The organism is Xanthomarina gelatinilytica, assembly GCF_000348685.1.
GTDB lineage: Bacteria > Bacteroidota > Bacteroidia > Flavobacteriales > Flavobacteriaceae > Xanthomarina > Xanthomarina gelatinilytica.
On sequence record NZ_ANLA01000021.1, the window covers coordinates 1 to 16,050 of the forward strand.

At 33.8% G+C, this 16,050-nt stretch carries 12 protein-coding genes; 5 read left to right on the forward strand and 7 right to left on the reverse strand.

Annotation, left to right across the window (positions count from 1 at the left end; all coding sequences use genetic code 11):
• Positions 1 to 443: 443 nt before the first annotated feature.
• Complete coding sequence (locus D778_RS12485; protein ID WP_007651265.1) at positions 444 to 1,079, forward strand: Lcl C-terminal domain-containing protein; 636 nt, start codon at positions 444 to 446, stop codon at positions 1,077 to 1,079.
• Between the two features lie 62 nt (positions 1,080 to 1,141).
• On the opposite strand, the gene D778_RS12490 is transcribed toward D778_RS12485, so the two are convergent.
• The 3 genes from D778_RS12490 to D778_RS12505 all read right to left on the reverse strand — a co-directional run bounded on the left by D778_RS12490 (position 1,142) and on the right by D778_RS12505 (position 3,908).
• Entirely contained in the window at positions 1,142 to 2,089 is a 948-nt protein-coding gene (locus D778_RS12490; protein ID WP_007651267.1) for a phosphoribosylaminoimidazolesuccinocarboxamide synthase, read from the reverse strand.
• A 118-nt stretch (positions 2,090 to 2,207) separates the two neighbouring features.
• Complete coding sequence (locus D778_RS12495; protein ID WP_007651275.1) at positions 2,208 to 2,729, reverse strand: hypothetical protein; 522 nt, start codon at positions 2,727 to 2,729, stop codon at positions 2,208 to 2,210.
• Between the two features lie 225 nt (positions 2,730 to 2,954).
• A complete protein-coding gene (locus D778_RS12505) occupies positions 2,955 to 3,908 on the reverse strand; it encodes a PhoH family protein (RefSeq protein ID WP_007651277.1) in 954 nt (317 codons plus the stop codon).
• A gap of 111 nt (positions 3,909 to 4,019) precedes the next feature.
• Here D778_RS12505 and D778_RS12510 point away from each other — a divergent pair, with 111 nt between their 5' ends.
• From D778_RS12510 to dnaN, 4 genes are all read left to right on the forward strand, one after another.
• The gene (locus D778_RS12510) at positions 4,020 to 4,856 is read left to right on the forward strand and encodes an SAM hydrolase/SAM-dependent halogenase family protein (protein WP_007651279.1); all 837 of its coding nucleotides are present in this window, start codon (positions 4,020 to 4,022) and stop codon (positions 4,854 to 4,856) included.
• A gap of 11 nt (positions 4,857 to 4,867) precedes the next feature.
• Positions 4,868 to 5,164, forward strand: coding sequence for a putative quinol monooxygenase (locus tag D778_RS12515; protein ID WP_007651286.1), 297 nt, complete (start codon positions 4,868 to 4,870; stop codon positions 5,162 to 5,164).
• A gap of 220 nt (positions 5,165 to 5,384) precedes the next feature.
• On the forward strand, positions 5,385 to 7,766 hold the full coding sequence (gene gldG, locus D778_RS12520) for a gliding motility-associated ABC transporter substrate-binding protein GldG (protein WP_007651287.1): 2,382 nt from the start codon (positions 5,385 to 5,387) through the stop codon (positions 7,764 to 7,766).
• Between the two features lie 129 nt (positions 7,767 to 7,895).
• A complete protein-coding gene (gene dnaN, locus D778_RS12525; RefSeq protein ID WP_007651288.1) occupies positions 7,896 to 9,014 on the forward strand; it encodes a DNA polymerase III subunit beta in 1,119 nt (372 codons plus the stop codon).
• A 157-nt stretch (positions 9,015 to 9,171) separates the two neighbouring features.
• On the opposite strand, the gene D778_RS12530 is transcribed toward dnaN, so the two are convergent.
• From D778_RS12530 to D778_RS12545, 4 genes are all read right to left on the reverse strand, one after another.
• Positions 9,172 to 9,729 carry a hypothetical protein gene (locus D778_RS12530; protein ID WP_007651289.1) on the reverse strand — a complete coding sequence of 186 codons (558 nt, stop codon included), beginning with the start codon at positions 9,727 to 9,729 and terminating at the stop codon, positions 9,172 to 9,174.
• A gap of 8 nt (positions 9,730 to 9,737) precedes the next feature.
• A complete protein-coding gene (locus D778_RS12535; protein WP_007651291.1) occupies positions 9,738 to 12,272 on the reverse strand; it encodes a T9SS type A sorting domain-containing protein in 2,535 nt (844 codons plus the stop codon).
• Between the two features lie 104 nt (positions 12,273 to 12,376).
• Entirely contained in the window at positions 12,377 to 13,129 is a 753-nt protein-coding gene (locus tag D778_RS12540; RefSeq protein WP_007651292.1) for a LytR/AlgR family response regulator transcription factor, read from the reverse strand.
• 3 nt (positions 13,130 to 13,132) lie between these two features.
• The gene (locus D778_RS12545; protein ID WP_238307683.1) at positions 13,133 to 15,964 is read right to left on the reverse strand and encodes a sensor histidine kinase; all 2,832 of its coding nucleotides are present in this window, start codon (positions 15,962 to 15,964) and stop codon (positions 13,133 to 13,135) included.
• Positions 15,965 to 16,050 lie beyond the last annotated feature (86 nt).

Genomic DNA, 16,050 nt, shown 5'->3' on the forward strand with positions numbered 1-16,050 from the left:
TTAATACCTAGGGTATTCACTTTTCTTAAGCCCATAAACTGGGTGAGGGTCCCAAATACAGGTTCTACCGTACTTTGTCGCCTGGCTTTCATAAAAGGTCCCTGTGAAATTGTGTTCCGGTACCCGAACACTTAACTGAAAATTGTTGAATAATTTCTCTTGATACTCTTTTTTTCCTTGCATCCCTAAAAATAAGAACTTTCAGGCAATTCTTGAAATTTTAAACTATATTTGAATAGTTGTGCAACAGGCACAACGTATAAAATTAATTGCTAGTTTTAGCTAAACCAATGTGAGTTGCTTGTTTGCTTGCATCTGATTTTCCTTCGGAAAATCCTCGCACACAAACACGCAACTTTCCATATGCAAAAACGTTAGCAGTAATTTTCACGCAACCTTTTTATAGTTTCTGCATCTACATTATAAAACCAATTCGCAAGCTTATGAAAACTTTAAAAACTACATTACTTATAACCTGTAGCTTATTTTTTCTTGTTGGTTGTAATAACGATGATGATTCACCAGCTGTTGACAATCAAGAAAATATTCCAGAAAACAATGCCTTAGAAATTGGTGATTATCATGAAGGTGGTGTTATTATTTATTTAGATGCCACTGGAGAACACGGTTTAGTATGCTCTATAACAGACCTTACAGATGGTAACACTTATTATGCTATTTGGAATGGAGGTGTAGGAGATATTCCAGGAGCTGATGGAACAGAAATTGGGACAGGTAAACAAAATACTATTGATATTCTAAACGGTTATATTCAGGGTAACGGACCAAATGCAGCAGGTCTCTGTGCATACTATTCAGTAATTATTGATGGTGAAAGAAAAGATGGGTGGTTCTTACCAAGTAAGGATGAACTAAATTTATTATTTATTCATAAAGACCTCATTAATGCAACTGCTGTAGCAAATGGAGGAACAGAGATTGGTAATGAAAGATATTGGAGTTCCTCTGAATATGATGCTGATTATGCATGGAAACAAGCACTATATGATAACGGAGGCCAATATGCTTATTGGAAGCCTACTTATTCAGATCGTGTTAGAGCAGTAAGAGAATTTTAATCAAAAAAAACGCATAAAAAAGCCTGCAAATGCAGGCTTTTTAATATTCTAACTTTAATAATTTAGGCTTTCAAATACCCTAAAACGTTTTGCTCAATTCTACTCTGTATATTAGAAACATCTGCTTTCACAAAAGTTTCTCCTGTAATATTTTCGTATAACTCAATATAACGTTCACTTACAGTTGTTATATATTCATCACTCATTTCAGGAACGGTTTGTCCTTTCAAGCCTTGAAAGTTATTGGCAATCAACCACTGACGTACAAACTCTTTAGATAATTGTTTTTGTGCTTCCCCTCTATCCTGACGTTCTTGGTAACCGTCAGCATAAAAATAACGCGAGGAGTCTGGTGTATGGATTTCATCAATTAAAACAATTTTTCCTTCTTTGGTTTTCCCGAATTCATATTTGGTATCTACTAAAATCAAGCCCCTGGAAGCTGCAATTTCCGAACCTCTTTGGAACAGTTTTCTGGTATAATCTTCCAATACTAAATAATCAGCTTCTGAAACAATACCTCTTTTTAAAATATCTTCTCTGGATATATCTTCGTCATGGTCTCCCATTTCAGCTTTGGTTGCTGGTGTAATAATAGGGTAAGGGAATTTATCGTTCTCTTTCATCCCTTCTGGCATGGCTACACCACATAGCATGCGCTTTCCTGCTTTGTATTCCCTAGCTGCATGTCCAGACAAATACCCACGAATGACCATTTCCACCTTAAAGGGCTTACATAAATGTCCCACTGCCACATTGGGATCTGGTGATGCCAAAAGCCAATTTGGTACCAGGTCTTCAGTGGCTTTCATCATTTTGGTTGCAATCTGATTCAGGATTTGTCCTTTGTATGGAATACCTTTTGGCATGACCACATCGAAAGCCGAAAGTCTATCTGTAGCAATCATGACCAATAGGTCATCATTTATATTGTAAACTTCTCTTACTTTTCCTTTATAAACACTTTTTTGCTTAGGAAAGTTGAAATTGGTATCGGTAATTGTGTTCATTTAAAGTTGGCTGTTGGTTATTATGCAAAAGTAATTTGTTTCCTCTCAGCATACAAATCTAAATAAAAAAAGGAGACATGAAACTGTCCCCTTTTAACTATTGTGTTTATATAATATGTTAATTGAATCTGATATTGTAGGTCACTCCTACCCCAACATTTTGAATATCCAATTCGTTTTCTGCAAAGGTGTTTTGGTAATAGGCATAAAAATTCCAGTCCCTATTATGATACCCAATTTGAGGGTTTACATACAAACCACCATCATTATTGTCTATATTGGCCAAAAAGCCATATCCAAGGTCTACCCCTAAAAACAAACCGTCTGGTGTAAAGTAATAACGAAAGAATCCTGCAGCTGGAATAACTCCAAAATCATCTATATTGTCTTTACCAAAATAATGGGTGTAACCCGAAGCCAAGCCTATGGCAATATTTGGGTTGAACAAATACTGTCCCCTAAGGTCTGCCCCAAAGGCAAATGACGAGGCATCGTTGGCATCACCTATAGGCACTCCTGCAGTTAGCCCTAATTTCAACCAGGAATTATCTGGTGTAAGTTCTACATCTTCTATGTCTGTTTCTTGCGCAAATATTGGAGCAAATCCCAATAAGAATGCTACTAAAAATAATTTTTTCATGTTGTTACTTTTTTTGATTCCTTACAAATGTCTGTATTATAAGATGAAAAAAGTTATACAATTATTGGGATTGTTTATAGAATTATTGGAACCATGCACTAACGATGTGATTTACAAGAAGATGAACCCTTTTGGGATAAACCAAAAAAAACCAGTCTTAAAAAACTGGTTTTCTTTATATAATACTATCGGAAATTTTAGACTAAGGTTTTACACCTTTAGTTATTACTCCCTGTTTTCTATGCTTTTGTAAGCTTCAATGACTTTTTTAACCAACTTATGACGAATGACATCCTTATCGTCCAGAAATACCATGCCAACACCTTCCACGTTCTTTAAAATCAATAAGGCTTCCTTTAAACCGGAAATGGTTCTTCGTGGTAAATCTATCTGCCCTGGGTCTCCAGTTAGTAGAAACTTGGCATCACGACCCATTCTGGTCAAAAACATTTTCATTTGTGCATGTGTGGTGTTTTGACCTTCGTCCAGAATAACAAAGGCATGGTCTAGGGTTCTTCCTCTCATAAAGGCCAATGGTGCAATCTGTATGGTTCCATTCTCTATATAATGGGCCAGTTTTTCAGCGGGAATCATATCCCTTAACGCATCATAAAGGGGTTGCATGTAAGGGTCCAGCTTTTCTTTTAAATCTCCCGGAAGAAAACCTAAGTTCTCTCCAGCTTCTACAGCAGGACGTGTGAGGATAATACGTTTCACTTCCTTATTTTTCAAGGCCTGAACGGCCAAAGCAACTCCCGTATAGGTTTTACCTGTACCAGCTGGACCTATGGCAAAAACCATATCGTTTTTACGCATAAGCTCCACCAATTTTCTTTGGTTTGCTGTTTGTGCCTTTATCAGCCTTCCGTTTACACCATGTACTATGGTGGCTCCACTGGCATCGCTTGTGGCGTAGTCGTCTTTGCTCTGACTGGTAAGCACGCGCTCTATGACGTTTTCATCAAGCTTGTTGTATTTTATATAGTGCTCCATGAGCATGTTAAAGCGTCTATCAAACTCCTCTAAGAGGTCTTCGTCTCCATAGGCTTTTATTTTATTCCCTCTGGCAACAATTTTTAGTTTGGGAAAATATTTTTTCAATAATTCGATGTTTGCATTTTGTGCTCCAAAAAATTCTTTAGGAGAGACTTCTTCAAGTTCGATAATGATTTCGTTCAAAAGCTATGGGATTTAATTAAAAATATCAATTAAGATTTATTAGATTTGTGCTTAAACAAAGCTACACAATTTTCATGTGAGTTTGGTTAAAAAAATATCAACAATTAATCCATGCCTATCATAACCTTAACAACAGATTTTGGAGAGAAAGATCACTTTGCTGGCGCAGTAAAAGGAGCTATTTACACCGAATTGCCTGAGATAAAAATTGTTGATATCTCACACTCGGTTTCCCCTTTTAACATTCCTGAAGCTGCGTATATCATTCAAAATGCCTACAGTAGTTTTCCTAAGGGCACCATCCATATTATTGGTATAGATTCTGAGATGAATATTGAAAACAAACATATAGCCATGAAACTGGACGATCATTATTTTATTTGTGCCAACAACGGGATCATGAGCATGATTTGTGCCGAAATAGCTCCAGAAAAAATTGTGGAAATCAATATTCACGATAGAATAGAAACCAGCTTTCCTGCCCTTGACGTGTTTGTAAAAGTGGCTTGCCATATTGCTAGAGGTGGCACCTTAGAGGTTATTGGGAAAGTAATAGACAGCATTAAACCAATAAAAAATCTGATGCCTTATGTAAACGACGAAGAAAACCAAATTGTGGGCAGCGTGATTTACATAGATAATTATGGAAACGTAATAAGTAACATAAAAAAAGCGTTCTTTGAGAAAATCCAAAAAGGAAGGGCTTTTGAAATTTCGGCCAGGAATTACACCTTTAAAAAAATATATACTAAATACAGTGATGTGGTAAACTTTGATTTACCCTTGGAAAAAAGAAACGACGAAGGCAAAAGTTTGGTGGTTTTCAACTCTTCCAATTATCTTGAAATTGCCGTTTACAAAAGCAACAGCCAAACCTCTGGTAGTGCTTCTACCTTAATGGGCTTGGATTTAATGGATGCCATAAGCGTGAATTTTATAAATGAATAAAACATAATACAATGTTTGTAAGACTTGTTAAAATGAGTTTCCACGAAGAACATATAGATGAATTTCTATCCCATTTTAATGCAAACAAAGAATGCATAAGACATTTTAAAGGCTGTCAGTTTTTAGAACTGTATAGAGACAAAACACATAGCCATATCTTTTTTACCTATAGCTATTGGGATACGGAAGCCGATTTGGAAACTTACAGGCATTCTGAACTTTTTAAAGAGGTTTGGAGCAAAACCAAGCCTTTGTTCAATGCCAAACCAGAAGCTTGGAGCGTGGATAAAGTGGCTTCTCTTGAATGAAAGTATTTTTAGTTGTGGGGTTGAGGTTTAAGGTTTAAAATTCAAGGTTTAAGATTTAAGGTTTTGAGTTTTTTTAAATAAAAAATAAATATTCGTGCAATTGTGTCTGAAAAAATATGAAAAAATATAATTTTGATATCTAAACGTCATCTTATTAAAAATTCAACAATTATCAACAATCGTCAATCAACAATCAACTAACCCCTAATCCCTAAAAAACATGTTCGCCATATTAAGAAAAGAAATAAACTCGTTTTTCGCCTCGCCTATTGGTTACTTGGTTATTGCTCTTTTTTTATTACTGAACGGTCTTATTCTATGGCTTTTTAAAGGCGAGTTCAACATTTTGGATAATGGCTTTGCCGATTTGTCCTCTTTTTTCCTGTTAGCACCTTGGGTCTTGATATTCTTGATTCCTGCTGTTAGCATGCGTAGTTTTAGCGACGAGAAAAAACAGGGAACTCTAGAGCTTTTACTTACCAAGCCCATACCCTTATTCAATATTGTTTTAGGGAAATATTTAGGTGCCTTTATCTTAATTCTCATTGCCTTACTCCCTACCCTTTTATACGTTTTTACGGTTTACCAATTAGGGAATCCCATTGGGAATTTGGACGTTGGTAGCACCTTAGGATCCTATTTCGGGTTGTTGTTTTTAGTGGCAGCTTACACAGCCATTGGGGTGTTTACGTCCACCTTATCAGATAACCAAATTGTGGCTTTTATTTCGGCAGTTTTTATTTGTATTGTCTTTTACATTGGTTTTGAAGGTATTGCAGACATATTTTCCAGTATGTTTGTTGAACAATTGGGCATGAGTACCCATTACAAAAGCATGAGTCGTGGTGTGTTGGATACACGTGATATCCTTTACTTTTTAAGCGTCACGCTGTTTTTCTTGATTCTTACCAGCAAACGCATTACAACCAAGGGACTTCAAAAAAAAGAGGTTTTGCTATTAAGTTTTTTATTTATTGGCTTATTGGCCATAAATGCCATTAGCAATAACCATTATGAGCGTTTCGACTTAACCTCCGACAAACGCTACACTATAAGTGATTCTGCTTTAAATATTATAGACGATGTCGCTTCCCCCATTCTAATTGATGTATTTTTGGAAGGAGAGGGTTTTCCTTCGGAATTTAGACGATTGCAATTGGAAACCAAACAGATCCTGGAAGAATTTGCATCGCACAACAAACACATTGTTTTTCATTTTATCGATCCTTTGGCAGATGAGGCCAACAGGGAAGCCAACATACAAAAACTCAACAATCGTGGTTTAACACCTATGCAATTAAGTGTTGAGGAAAACGGCAAAAGCAGTCAGGCAGTAATTTTTCCTTGGGCTTTGGCCAGTTATAACGACGTAACAGTAACCATACCGTTGGTGAAAAATAAAATAGGTGCCACTCAGCAAGAATTGGTCAGTCATTCGGTACAACATTTGGAATATGCCTTTGCCGATGGTTTCAGCAAATTGGTAAACCCAAGAAACAAAAAAGTGGCCTTTTTAATTGGCAATGGCGAGCTTAAAGGACGTTATATTGAAGATTTCCTTAAAACAATATCGGAATATTACAATTTGGCTCCATTTACACTGGATAGTGTTGCCAACAATCCCGAAAGGACCTTAAACCAATTAAAGGATTTTGATTTAATCGTTTCAGCCAAACCTACTGAAGCTTTTACAGAAAACGAGAAGTTTGTTCTGGACCAATATACCATGTCTGGAGGCAAAAGCCTATGGCTTATAGATGCTGTTGCCATGGAAAAAGACAGCTTGTACAACACTGGAAAAAGTGTGGCCATAGCCAGGGATTTAAATCTAACGGATTTCTTTTTTAAATATGGCGTTAGGATCAATCCGGTTTTAATAAACGACCTCTACTCTGCTCCCATAACATTGGCCATTGGCGAAGGTAGTGAAGCGCGTTTTCAGCAATTCCCATGGTTTTATTCGCCATTGGTAAATCCTGAAGGACACCATCCTATTGTAAACAATATCAATTTGGTGAAATTTGATTTTGCCAATCAAATAGACACCTTAAAAAACAGTGTCCAGAAAACCATTTTGCTTCAAAGTTCCATCTTGTCCAAAACCGATGGCACACCTAGGGAAATAAGTTTGGAAATGACCACTATGGAACCAGACCCCAAACTATACAACAAACCTCATCAGCCCATGGCTGTTTTACTGGAAGGGGAATTTACTTCGGTATACAACAATCGTGTAAAACCATTCCCCCTTTCCAAGGAAAAAAACATCAGCAAACCAACCAAAATGATTGTGGTTGCCGATGGTGATGTGATAAAAAACGAATTGGGCAAAAACGGACCTATAGAACTAGGATTCGATAGAAGCTCTGGACAGCTGTATGGCAACAAGGAATTTTTGCTGAATGCTGTAAATTTCCTGTTGGATGACAACGGACTTATAAACATTCGATCCAAAGAAATTGAAGTGTCCTTTCTGGATTACCAAAAAGTAGGTTTGGAAAAAACCAAATGGCAATTGTTCAATATTTTGCTGCCTTTAGTAATATTGGGCGTTTTCGGGTTTGTTTTCAACTTTTACAGAAAAAAGAAATACGCGAGGTAAAGGAATGGTTTCTCTTTCAGATTCCCTTTTTCTAACGAATGTTTTGTTAATAAGTTTGTTTCCTATATTAGCTGCTATACGATATATTTGTAATACTAATTAAACGAACATAAAACGTATTTAACATACATGAAATTTATAGTATCAAGTACCTATTTACTGAAGCAGCTTCAAGTTCTTGGAGGTGTTATAAACAACTCAAACACCTTACCTATTTTAGATAATTTTTTATTTGAATTAAACAATACAGAACTTATAATCTCAGCTAGTGACCTGGAGACAACCATGTCTGCTAAACTTGAAGTGGAAAGTGATAATAGTGGCAGCATTGCCGTTCCTGCCCGTTTGCTTTTGGAAACCTTAAAAACCTTTCCTGAGCAACCATTGACTTTTGTGGTAGAAGAAAACAATACCATAGAGATCAGTTCCAATCATGGAAAATATGCCTTGGCTTATGCAGATGGCAACGAGTTCCCTAAAGCTGTTTCTTTGGAAGACGCGAGCTCTACAACCATTACTGGAGATATTTTGGCAACAGCCATAAGCAAGACCATTTTTGCTGCAGGAAACGACGATTTACGCCCTGTTATGAGTGGTGTGTTCTTTCAGTTTTCTACCGAAGGTTTAACCTTTGTGGCTACAGATGCGCATAAATTGGTTAAGTATTCAAGAGAAGATGTTCAGGCTAGTCAGACCACAGAATTTATCATGCCCAAAAAACCTTTAAATCTTTTAAAAGGGATTTTGGCTGCCAGTGATGATGAAGTGATTATAGAATATAACGATTCCAATGCCAAGTTTACCTTTGAAAATACCGTTTTAATTTGTCGTTTGATTGACGGAAAATACCCAAATTACGAAGCTGTTATTCCTAATGAAAACCCGAATAAGCTAGTAATTGATAGAACACAGTTTTTAAATTCTGTGCGTCGTGTGAGTATCTTTTCAAATAAAACCACACATCAAATCCGATTGAAAATTGCAGGTGCTGAATTAAATATTTCTGCTGAAGATATAGATTACAGTAATAAAGCTGAAGAGCGTTTAACCTGCGATTACCAAGGTGATGATATGCAAATTGGTTTTAACTCACGCTTTTTAACTGAAATGTTAAACAATCTGACATCAGACGAAGTACAACTTGAAATGAGCTTACCAAACAGGGCTGGTATCTTAACTCCTGTGGATGGCCTGGATGAAGGCGAACAAGTAACCATGCTTGTTATGCCTGTTATGCTTAATAGCTAAAATAATACATTAATATTATATATTAAAACCGTAACATTAGGTTACGGTTTTTTTGTGCATTATTTTTAACTTCTCAATTACTTAACATGAAAAACGCTCACTAAAAAAGTGAGCGTTTAAACAATTTCCCCTAATGTTTAATTAATAGCAATTTCGTTTAACCATCTGTATTATCCATACTAATGTAACTCCCTTTATAACTTCCATTAATGATTATACCATCATTTCTTGTAAACTGAAAACTAATTTCAATTTGATCTGTAGTATATAATTCTAATGTTAAACTACCTGTAGATGCGTTTAAGTTGGTATCTGCATTATTATTATCAAGTAATATATTTCCGTCTTCTAGTTCACCATTAATAATTTGAGCGTTTTCTTCAAATTGAAAGTTTGACATATCAGAAAAACTATATGTTTGTTCTGCTAATGGACTTTGATTAATGCGTATACCAAATACATTAACATTATCAAGTTGAGTCCCATTATTTATGGCATCTAAAAGTTCAGTTTCTGTCTTATTAGAAAAACTTACAAAAGTATTATCTCCTAAGGCAGGCTCTACGATAACGCTATTAACAACATAAGTTTCATTATTTAAAGTAATAACATTTGTATTTTGAGGTTGTTCTGTGTTGTTATCGTCGTCTGAAGAACAATTTAATGCAGTTAAAGCAAAACAAAATAAAATTACAAGTTTGTTTAATTTTTTCATTTTAAAAATTATTGTTTTAAGATTTTTATTGTTTGGTTTGATTGGTTAGTATTTATGCTTAAAAAGTACATTCCTGTTGGTAAATTAGAAATATTAATTTGAGATTGATTAGCGATTTCAAGTACTTTTTGACCATTAACGTTAAAAACAGCTACGTTTTTAATAGTTTGATTTGTTTTAATATTTACAACGTCTGTTGCTGGATTTGGATATAACTTTACTGTGTTTTCATCTAAAGAAATATCATCAACACTTAATGTAGAATTGTACTCGTAAGCTCCCAAATCTATTGTAGTATTAAAAACCCTATCATTACCTGATAAATCTAAATCGCCAAATAAAGCTTCATCGTAGTAAGCGTTATCACCTTGATCAACAATATAATTTGAAGCTGATGTTGGTTTGTATTCGGCATCTAAATTTAAATTATCTGTTGCTGGATCTAAAGTTGTTACGTTTGTTGCACTAAATGTCCCCCCGTAAGTTCCGGCATTTGATGATACATTTGCAATAGAATTTCTAATAAACACATCGTAAGTAGAAACTAATCCGTTGGAAATATCTCTAGTTGCTGCTGTACCATTAACTGTATTCTGCCAAAAGATAGTATTATTAACATTTAGGTTTACACTACCATTACCTGATGCCGTTATAGAATTGCCATAAGTACCATTATAATCATTATTAACAAACGTACTATTATTAATTACAACATCTAAAGTGCTTCCGTTATTCCAATCTTCTCTGTAAATATCTAAAGCCGCAACATTAATATCGTTATCAGCAACTAAAACGTTAGCCCAACGTGTAAAAATATAGCCGTTTGTACTATCAGATTGCACATAAACCAATCCTCTATTAACAATGGTGTTATTTATAAACTTGGTGTTTTCAATAAGTAAGCCTCCGTTTAATGTTCTCATTTTAAGTAAATAACCATTAGAATAATTACTTCTGAATACCGAATTTTTAATTTTTAAGTTATTAATACTTGAACTATTAGGAATAAAGATTACGCCGTTTTCTTCAACACCACCAGATGTAGATGTATCGTAAATATTTTCAAAAATAATCCCATCAAAAGTCACATCACTAGCTGTTACTTCAAATAAACGCTCTGCATTATCTGTTTTGTTCGATGAAAAATCTCCATCAATATCATCACCATTTATATCTCCAGTAAAAATGGTAGCATTTGTAGTATGAATAGCTGTTATATCTCTTTCAGCTAGAGTCGTTTCGGTTCCTGCAAAACCTCCAATAATATCCACTTCATCTGTACTAACAGCTATTGGTGTGTTTTTATCTGCTAATGTATAGGTTCCTTTTGCTACCCAAACAGCATCATTTAAATTGGTAAGTGCTAAAGCGTCAGTTACATTTGTAAAAGCATCTGCCCATGAGCTACCATCGTTAGCACCTATTGCATTGGCATTTACGTAAAATATAGAAGGAATACAGTTTTCACCGTAACTCGATTGACCGTCTACAGTCCACCCTGGGTTATATTGACCACTATTTGCTGGTGGTGAAAAACCTGCATCAACTTGAATACATGTTAAACTTGCATTATTATACGCTTTCATGTAGCTAAAATTGCTGTTATTTCCGTTGGCTACGTTTAACTCTACCAATTGATTGTTTTGGCAATGAACTTGCTCTAATGTAGGAATATCACTAACATCTAGTGTGGTAATTTGGTTATCTGCACAATGTAATCGTGTTAAATTAGTGTTATTACTAACATCAATAGTCGTTAAATTATTTGCGTAACAATCCAAACGTGTTAAATTGGTAAAGGCTTCAATACCTGTTAAATCTGAAATTGACAAACCATTGATAAGTAGCTCTGTTGTAGCTTGTGCTTCTGCCACTGTAATTTCAGTATCACCATTTAAATTGATACTATTATTGTTTACTAAATAACTTTTGAAATTAGCATCTGGAATATTTACAATTTGATTTAATGCAGCACAGTCTTCACTATAAAATGCAGAGGTACCTTTAGTCCAACCTTGGTTATATATTCCGGCTTCTGCTGGTGGTGTAAAACCAGCATCTATTTGAATACATGATAAACTATTTCCATAAGCTTTCATCCAGTTAATGTTACTGTTATTACCATTGGCAATGTTTAATTCATATAAAACACCATTGTTATGACATTGTATATCTGTAATTGATGTGTTTGCACTAATATCCAACGTTTCTATTTGATTATCAGAACAGTGCAAACGTGTTAATGCTAGATTATTGCTTACATCGATAGACGTTAAATTATTATTGTAACAATCTAATCGTGTAATGTTTATAAATTCTTCTATTCCTGTTAAGTCTGAAATTGACAAACCATTAATTAATAATTCACCAGAAAATGCTTGTGCTTCTGCTACAGAAATTTCTGAGTCGTTATTGGTGTTAATGGCTGCGTCTGCTAATAAATAGCTTTTAAAATTAGCATCGGGAATGTTAACATTTTGCGCTTGTATACTATACGATGCAGTCGCTATTAAAAAGGTTAATAAGAGTAATGTTTTTTTCATTGTAGTTGAGATTTATTTTAATATTCAACTACAAAACAACAATCAAACAAGGCTAAATTAAGTGAGATTTTTCTGAATAGCTCTAATTTCTTTCTGAATGAAAATCACATAAACGTTTCTTTAATCACGTCCAAAAACTGATCGCGTTTAGATTTTGAAATTGGAATGCGTTTTTGATTGTTCATTAGTAAGTAATCGCCATCATCTTTAACCAATTCATCTACATATTTTAAGTTGATTAAATACGACCGATGACATTTAAAAAACATCGCATTGCGTTCTAATTGCTCTACAAAATGCTTTAAGGGTTTACAAATGGTTTTTTGTTTACCATCCATAAGTTGCACGTTGGTGTACATGCCATCGGCTTCAAAATAGACGATATCATTATGCGATGCGAACATGATTCCTTTTGGGATTTCTAAAGCAATTTTATCCATGGATAGTTGCTTTAATGAATCGCGTAACTTGTTTAACTGGTCGTTTAAATTATTGACTTTTATCGCTTCTTCAGCTTTTGTTACTGCTTCTTTTAACTCATTTGTATCTACTGGTTTTAACAAATAATCTACAGCCGATAATTTGAAAGCTTCAATTGCATATTGATTGTATGCCGTCACGAAAATGATTTTAAAATCGATGTAATTTGGAAAGTATTCTAAAATATCTAATCCAGACTGATTTGGCATTTCAATATCTAAAAAGACAACATCAGGTTTACTGGTTTTAATCAAATCGACACCAGATGCTAAATCTTGCGCTTCTTCAATGCTAGTAATACTTGCGCAATGTTCTGTAAGCAAATTAGATAGTAAATGTCTGGCGCGTTTTTCGTCGTCTATAATTATCGCTTTCATATCTTATTGTATTGGCATCGTGATGACCACTTTTGTACCTGCAGCGACGTCGTTCTCGTCATACAAATCGTTGGTAGTTATGGTTATATCACGTTTTAATTTGTTTTTATAAAGATGCACACGTTCTTCATTAGCTTTAGTAGCAAAGGGTTTGTGCTGTTGGTTTGGTCGTTTTAATTTTTCCGATTGTGCTCGACCAATTCCATTATCTTCAACCGTAATTTCTAATTTATTTTGCTGAATAATCTTCGCTTCAATATGTAATTTTCGGTCGTTTAATTTGTGTAATAATCCGTGTTTTAAAGCATTTTCAACATAAGGTTGAATGAATAACGAAGGTACTTTTATCTGTTTTGTTTTTAACTGATTATCAACCGAAATAGTATATTCCAATTCATCTTCAAAACGCACTTTTTCTAATTCTAAATACAGTTTTAAAGCGTTTAATTCTTCTTCTAAAGTAATTTCGTTTTGCTGACTGTAATCTAAATACATGCGGATTAATCGGCTAAACTTCACTAAATACGAGCTTGCCAATTCCTTTTCATTTGAAATTATATAATCTTGAATAGAGTTTAAAGCATTAAAAATGAAATGCGGATTCATTTGCGAACGCAGATTTTCTAACCTTAAATTTGTTATTTTTTTATCGATTAAAATTTTATCAATTTCTGTAATACGTTGAGCTTCTTTTTGTTGCAATCGCCATCTAAAATACAGCCAAACTAAACCTATTATTGTTGCTATTACTAGACCATAAAACCAATAGGTTTCCCAAAATGGTTTTGCTATAGTAAAGGTAATAGGACTTGCAAATTGTACGTCTTTACTGCTAATGTTTTTGCCTTGTAATTCAAATGTATAATCGCCACTAGACAAGCTGTTAAACACCACAAAATGTGTATTTAAAGGCACGTTTCGCCACGTGGTATCAATTGGTTTTATACGGTATTTGTAGCTAACATGTTTATTAGATTGAAATCCGTTTGAGTTAAAATCGAATCGTAATTTATTATAATCATAAGGTAAATTGTAATTGGTATTTACAACCGTATCTTTATCATTTATTTGAACGGATGTTATCCAAACTTTAGAGGTTTTAAAGGCCTTAAAAAGCGTATTGTTTTTGGGCATTACATACAATGAATTTGGAAAAACAGACACCAAATAATCTTCAAGAATAATAAACTTATCTACTGATAATGTTAATCCATCTTGGGTGTTTAAACGCCTTACATGATTGGTTTTTGGATGAAACCTATAAAACCCTTCTTCGGTAGAAATCCATAAAAATTCACCATCAGATTTTAATGTATTTATTTGCACTTGCTTTGGCAACGCATCATGTCTAGAAATTAATCGATCATCCTTAAAACATAACAAGCCATTGTGCTGTGTTGCCAACCAAATAGCATCGTTTATTTTAGCTATTGAGTTTACTAAAATACTTTCGTTATCTAGCTTAATTTCTTTTGACTGAAAATTATTAACATCAAATTGATATAACCCATCAATAAAAGAAACAAATAACTGATTGTTTAATATTTCAGATGCTTTTACTCTGCTTTTTCTAATAACTCTCGTAGAATCTGAAATATACGGTTTGTTATATATTATGGCTTCTTTGTAGCTTCCGTAGAAGAGATTTTCATCATTAATTTTTGAAAATGTTTTTGCAACAGAGTATTTGTTTTTTTCATCTTTAATTTCAAACGAATTCAAATCCATACTATAGGATTCTGATGCATTAATACTAACAATTACATGGTTTTGTGATGCATCAAAAAATAAATTACCTATGATTTTTGATCCAGGTAATTTAAGCGTCTTAAAAACACCGTTTGTATTATAAAACAACAACTTACCATTATTTGTACCTAATAAAAATTGATTGTTATTTAGTGCACAAGCTGCGGTAATTTTATCTTTTGCTTGTTCTAAATTAAGCTGTCTAATATTAAGATTAGAAGACACAAAAACACCGTTGTCTAATGTTGTAAACCAATAATTTTTATTAAAATCTACCAATACATCGGTTACAGACTCGTTACTAAACAATTGTTCTTTTAAAACTAATTGCTGCTCTTTTAGTTGAAAAATAAACACACCAGATGTTGTTAAAAACCAATAGTCATTATTTAAAGAAGTGATGTTGTAAATGGTTAAATCTTCTAATGATTTAGGTGTTTTTAGCTTTAAAACATCGTCTATTTCAGTTTTATAAATATAAAGTTGATTTTTGCCTTGTTCTTTAAAATTTAACAGCGAACTATTTTTAAAAGCATATACCTTTGGTGACTGCATTCTGTATTTAGACGTGAATGTTTTAAGCAGTTTTATCTGGTCATCTTTGATTTGGTACCAGTTCTGTTTTTCTTTTGAAGATCTACCATTTTCATTCATTTTAATGACATAGGACAAATCATTGTGAGTACTCTCACTAACAGACATACCTTCAAAAAGCTTGATGATGTTTTTGTCTTTTAAAATAATATCATAAATACCATCTACAGTAAATAAGCGAATGGATGTATTGGTAATTTCAAAAGGTGACAACTGCCCTTTTACCAGCTTACTAGCGTCATAAAAAAGATGTAAAGTATCGTTTTCAACATAGAAAATTTGCCCGTAAATATTACTACACCAAAGTTTTCCTTTTTCATCTAATTTTAATTGAAATAAAGAATTTGCTTTTTGGTTAGGGTTTGTAAATTTTTGGTAATTATTTCCGTTATAACGGTATAAACCTTTATCTGCTGCAAGCCAGATATAGTGGTTGTGATCTTCTAAAATATCATAAAACTCTACATCTGGAAGATTAGAAATTTTAGACATATGTTGCGTTACCGGATTTTGAGCAACTACAAAAACTGGTAACAGTAAAAATAATATGATTTTAAAATAACGCCACATAAATATCA

What these genes read in the sequence shown, in the direction of transcription:
- dnaN (WP_007651288.1), top strand. Translation starts at nt 7,896, where the DNA reads ATGAAATTTATAGTATCAAGTACCTATTTACTGAAGCAGCTTCAAGTT.
- D778_RS12515 (WP_007651286.1), top strand. Translation starts at nt 4,868, where the DNA reads ATGTTTGTAAGACTTGTTAAAATGAGTTTCCACGAAGAACATATAGAT.
- D778_RS12540 (WP_007651292.1), bottom strand. Translation starts at nt 13,129, where the DNA reads ATGAAAGCGATAATTATAGACGACGAAAAACGCGCCAGACATTTACTA.
- D778_RS12485 (WP_007651265.1), top strand. Translation starts at nt 444, where the DNA reads ATGAAAACTTTAAAAACTACATTACTTATAACCTGTAGCTTATTTTTT.
- D778_RS12510 (WP_007651279.1), top strand. Translation starts at nt 4,020, where the DNA reads ATGCCTATCATAACCTTAACAACAGATTTTGGAGAGAAAGATCACTTT.
- D778_RS12495 (WP_007651275.1), bottom strand. Translation starts at nt 2,729, where the DNA reads ATGAAAAAATTATTTTTAGTAGCATTCTTATTGGGATTTGCTCCAATA.
- gldG (WP_007651287.1), top strand. Translation starts at nt 5,385, where the DNA reads ATGTTCGCCATATTAAGAAAAGAAATAAACTCGTTTTTCGCCTCGCCT.
- D778_RS12530 (WP_007651289.1), bottom strand. Translation starts at nt 9,729, where the DNA reads ATGAAAAAATTAAACAAACTTGTAATTTTATTTTGTTTTGCTTTAACT.
- D778_RS12545 (WP_238307683.1), bottom strand. Translation starts at nt 15,964, where the DNA reads ATGTCTAAAATTTCTAATCTTCCAGATGTAGAGTTTTATGATATTTTA.
- D778_RS12490 (WP_007651267.1), bottom strand. Translation starts at nt 2,089, where the DNA reads ATGAACACAATTACCGATACCAATTTCAACTTTCCTAAGCAAAAAAGT.
- D778_RS12535 (WP_007651291.1), bottom strand. Translation starts at nt 12,272, where the DNA reads ATGAAAAAAACATTACTCTTATTAACCTTTTTAATAGCGACTGCATCG.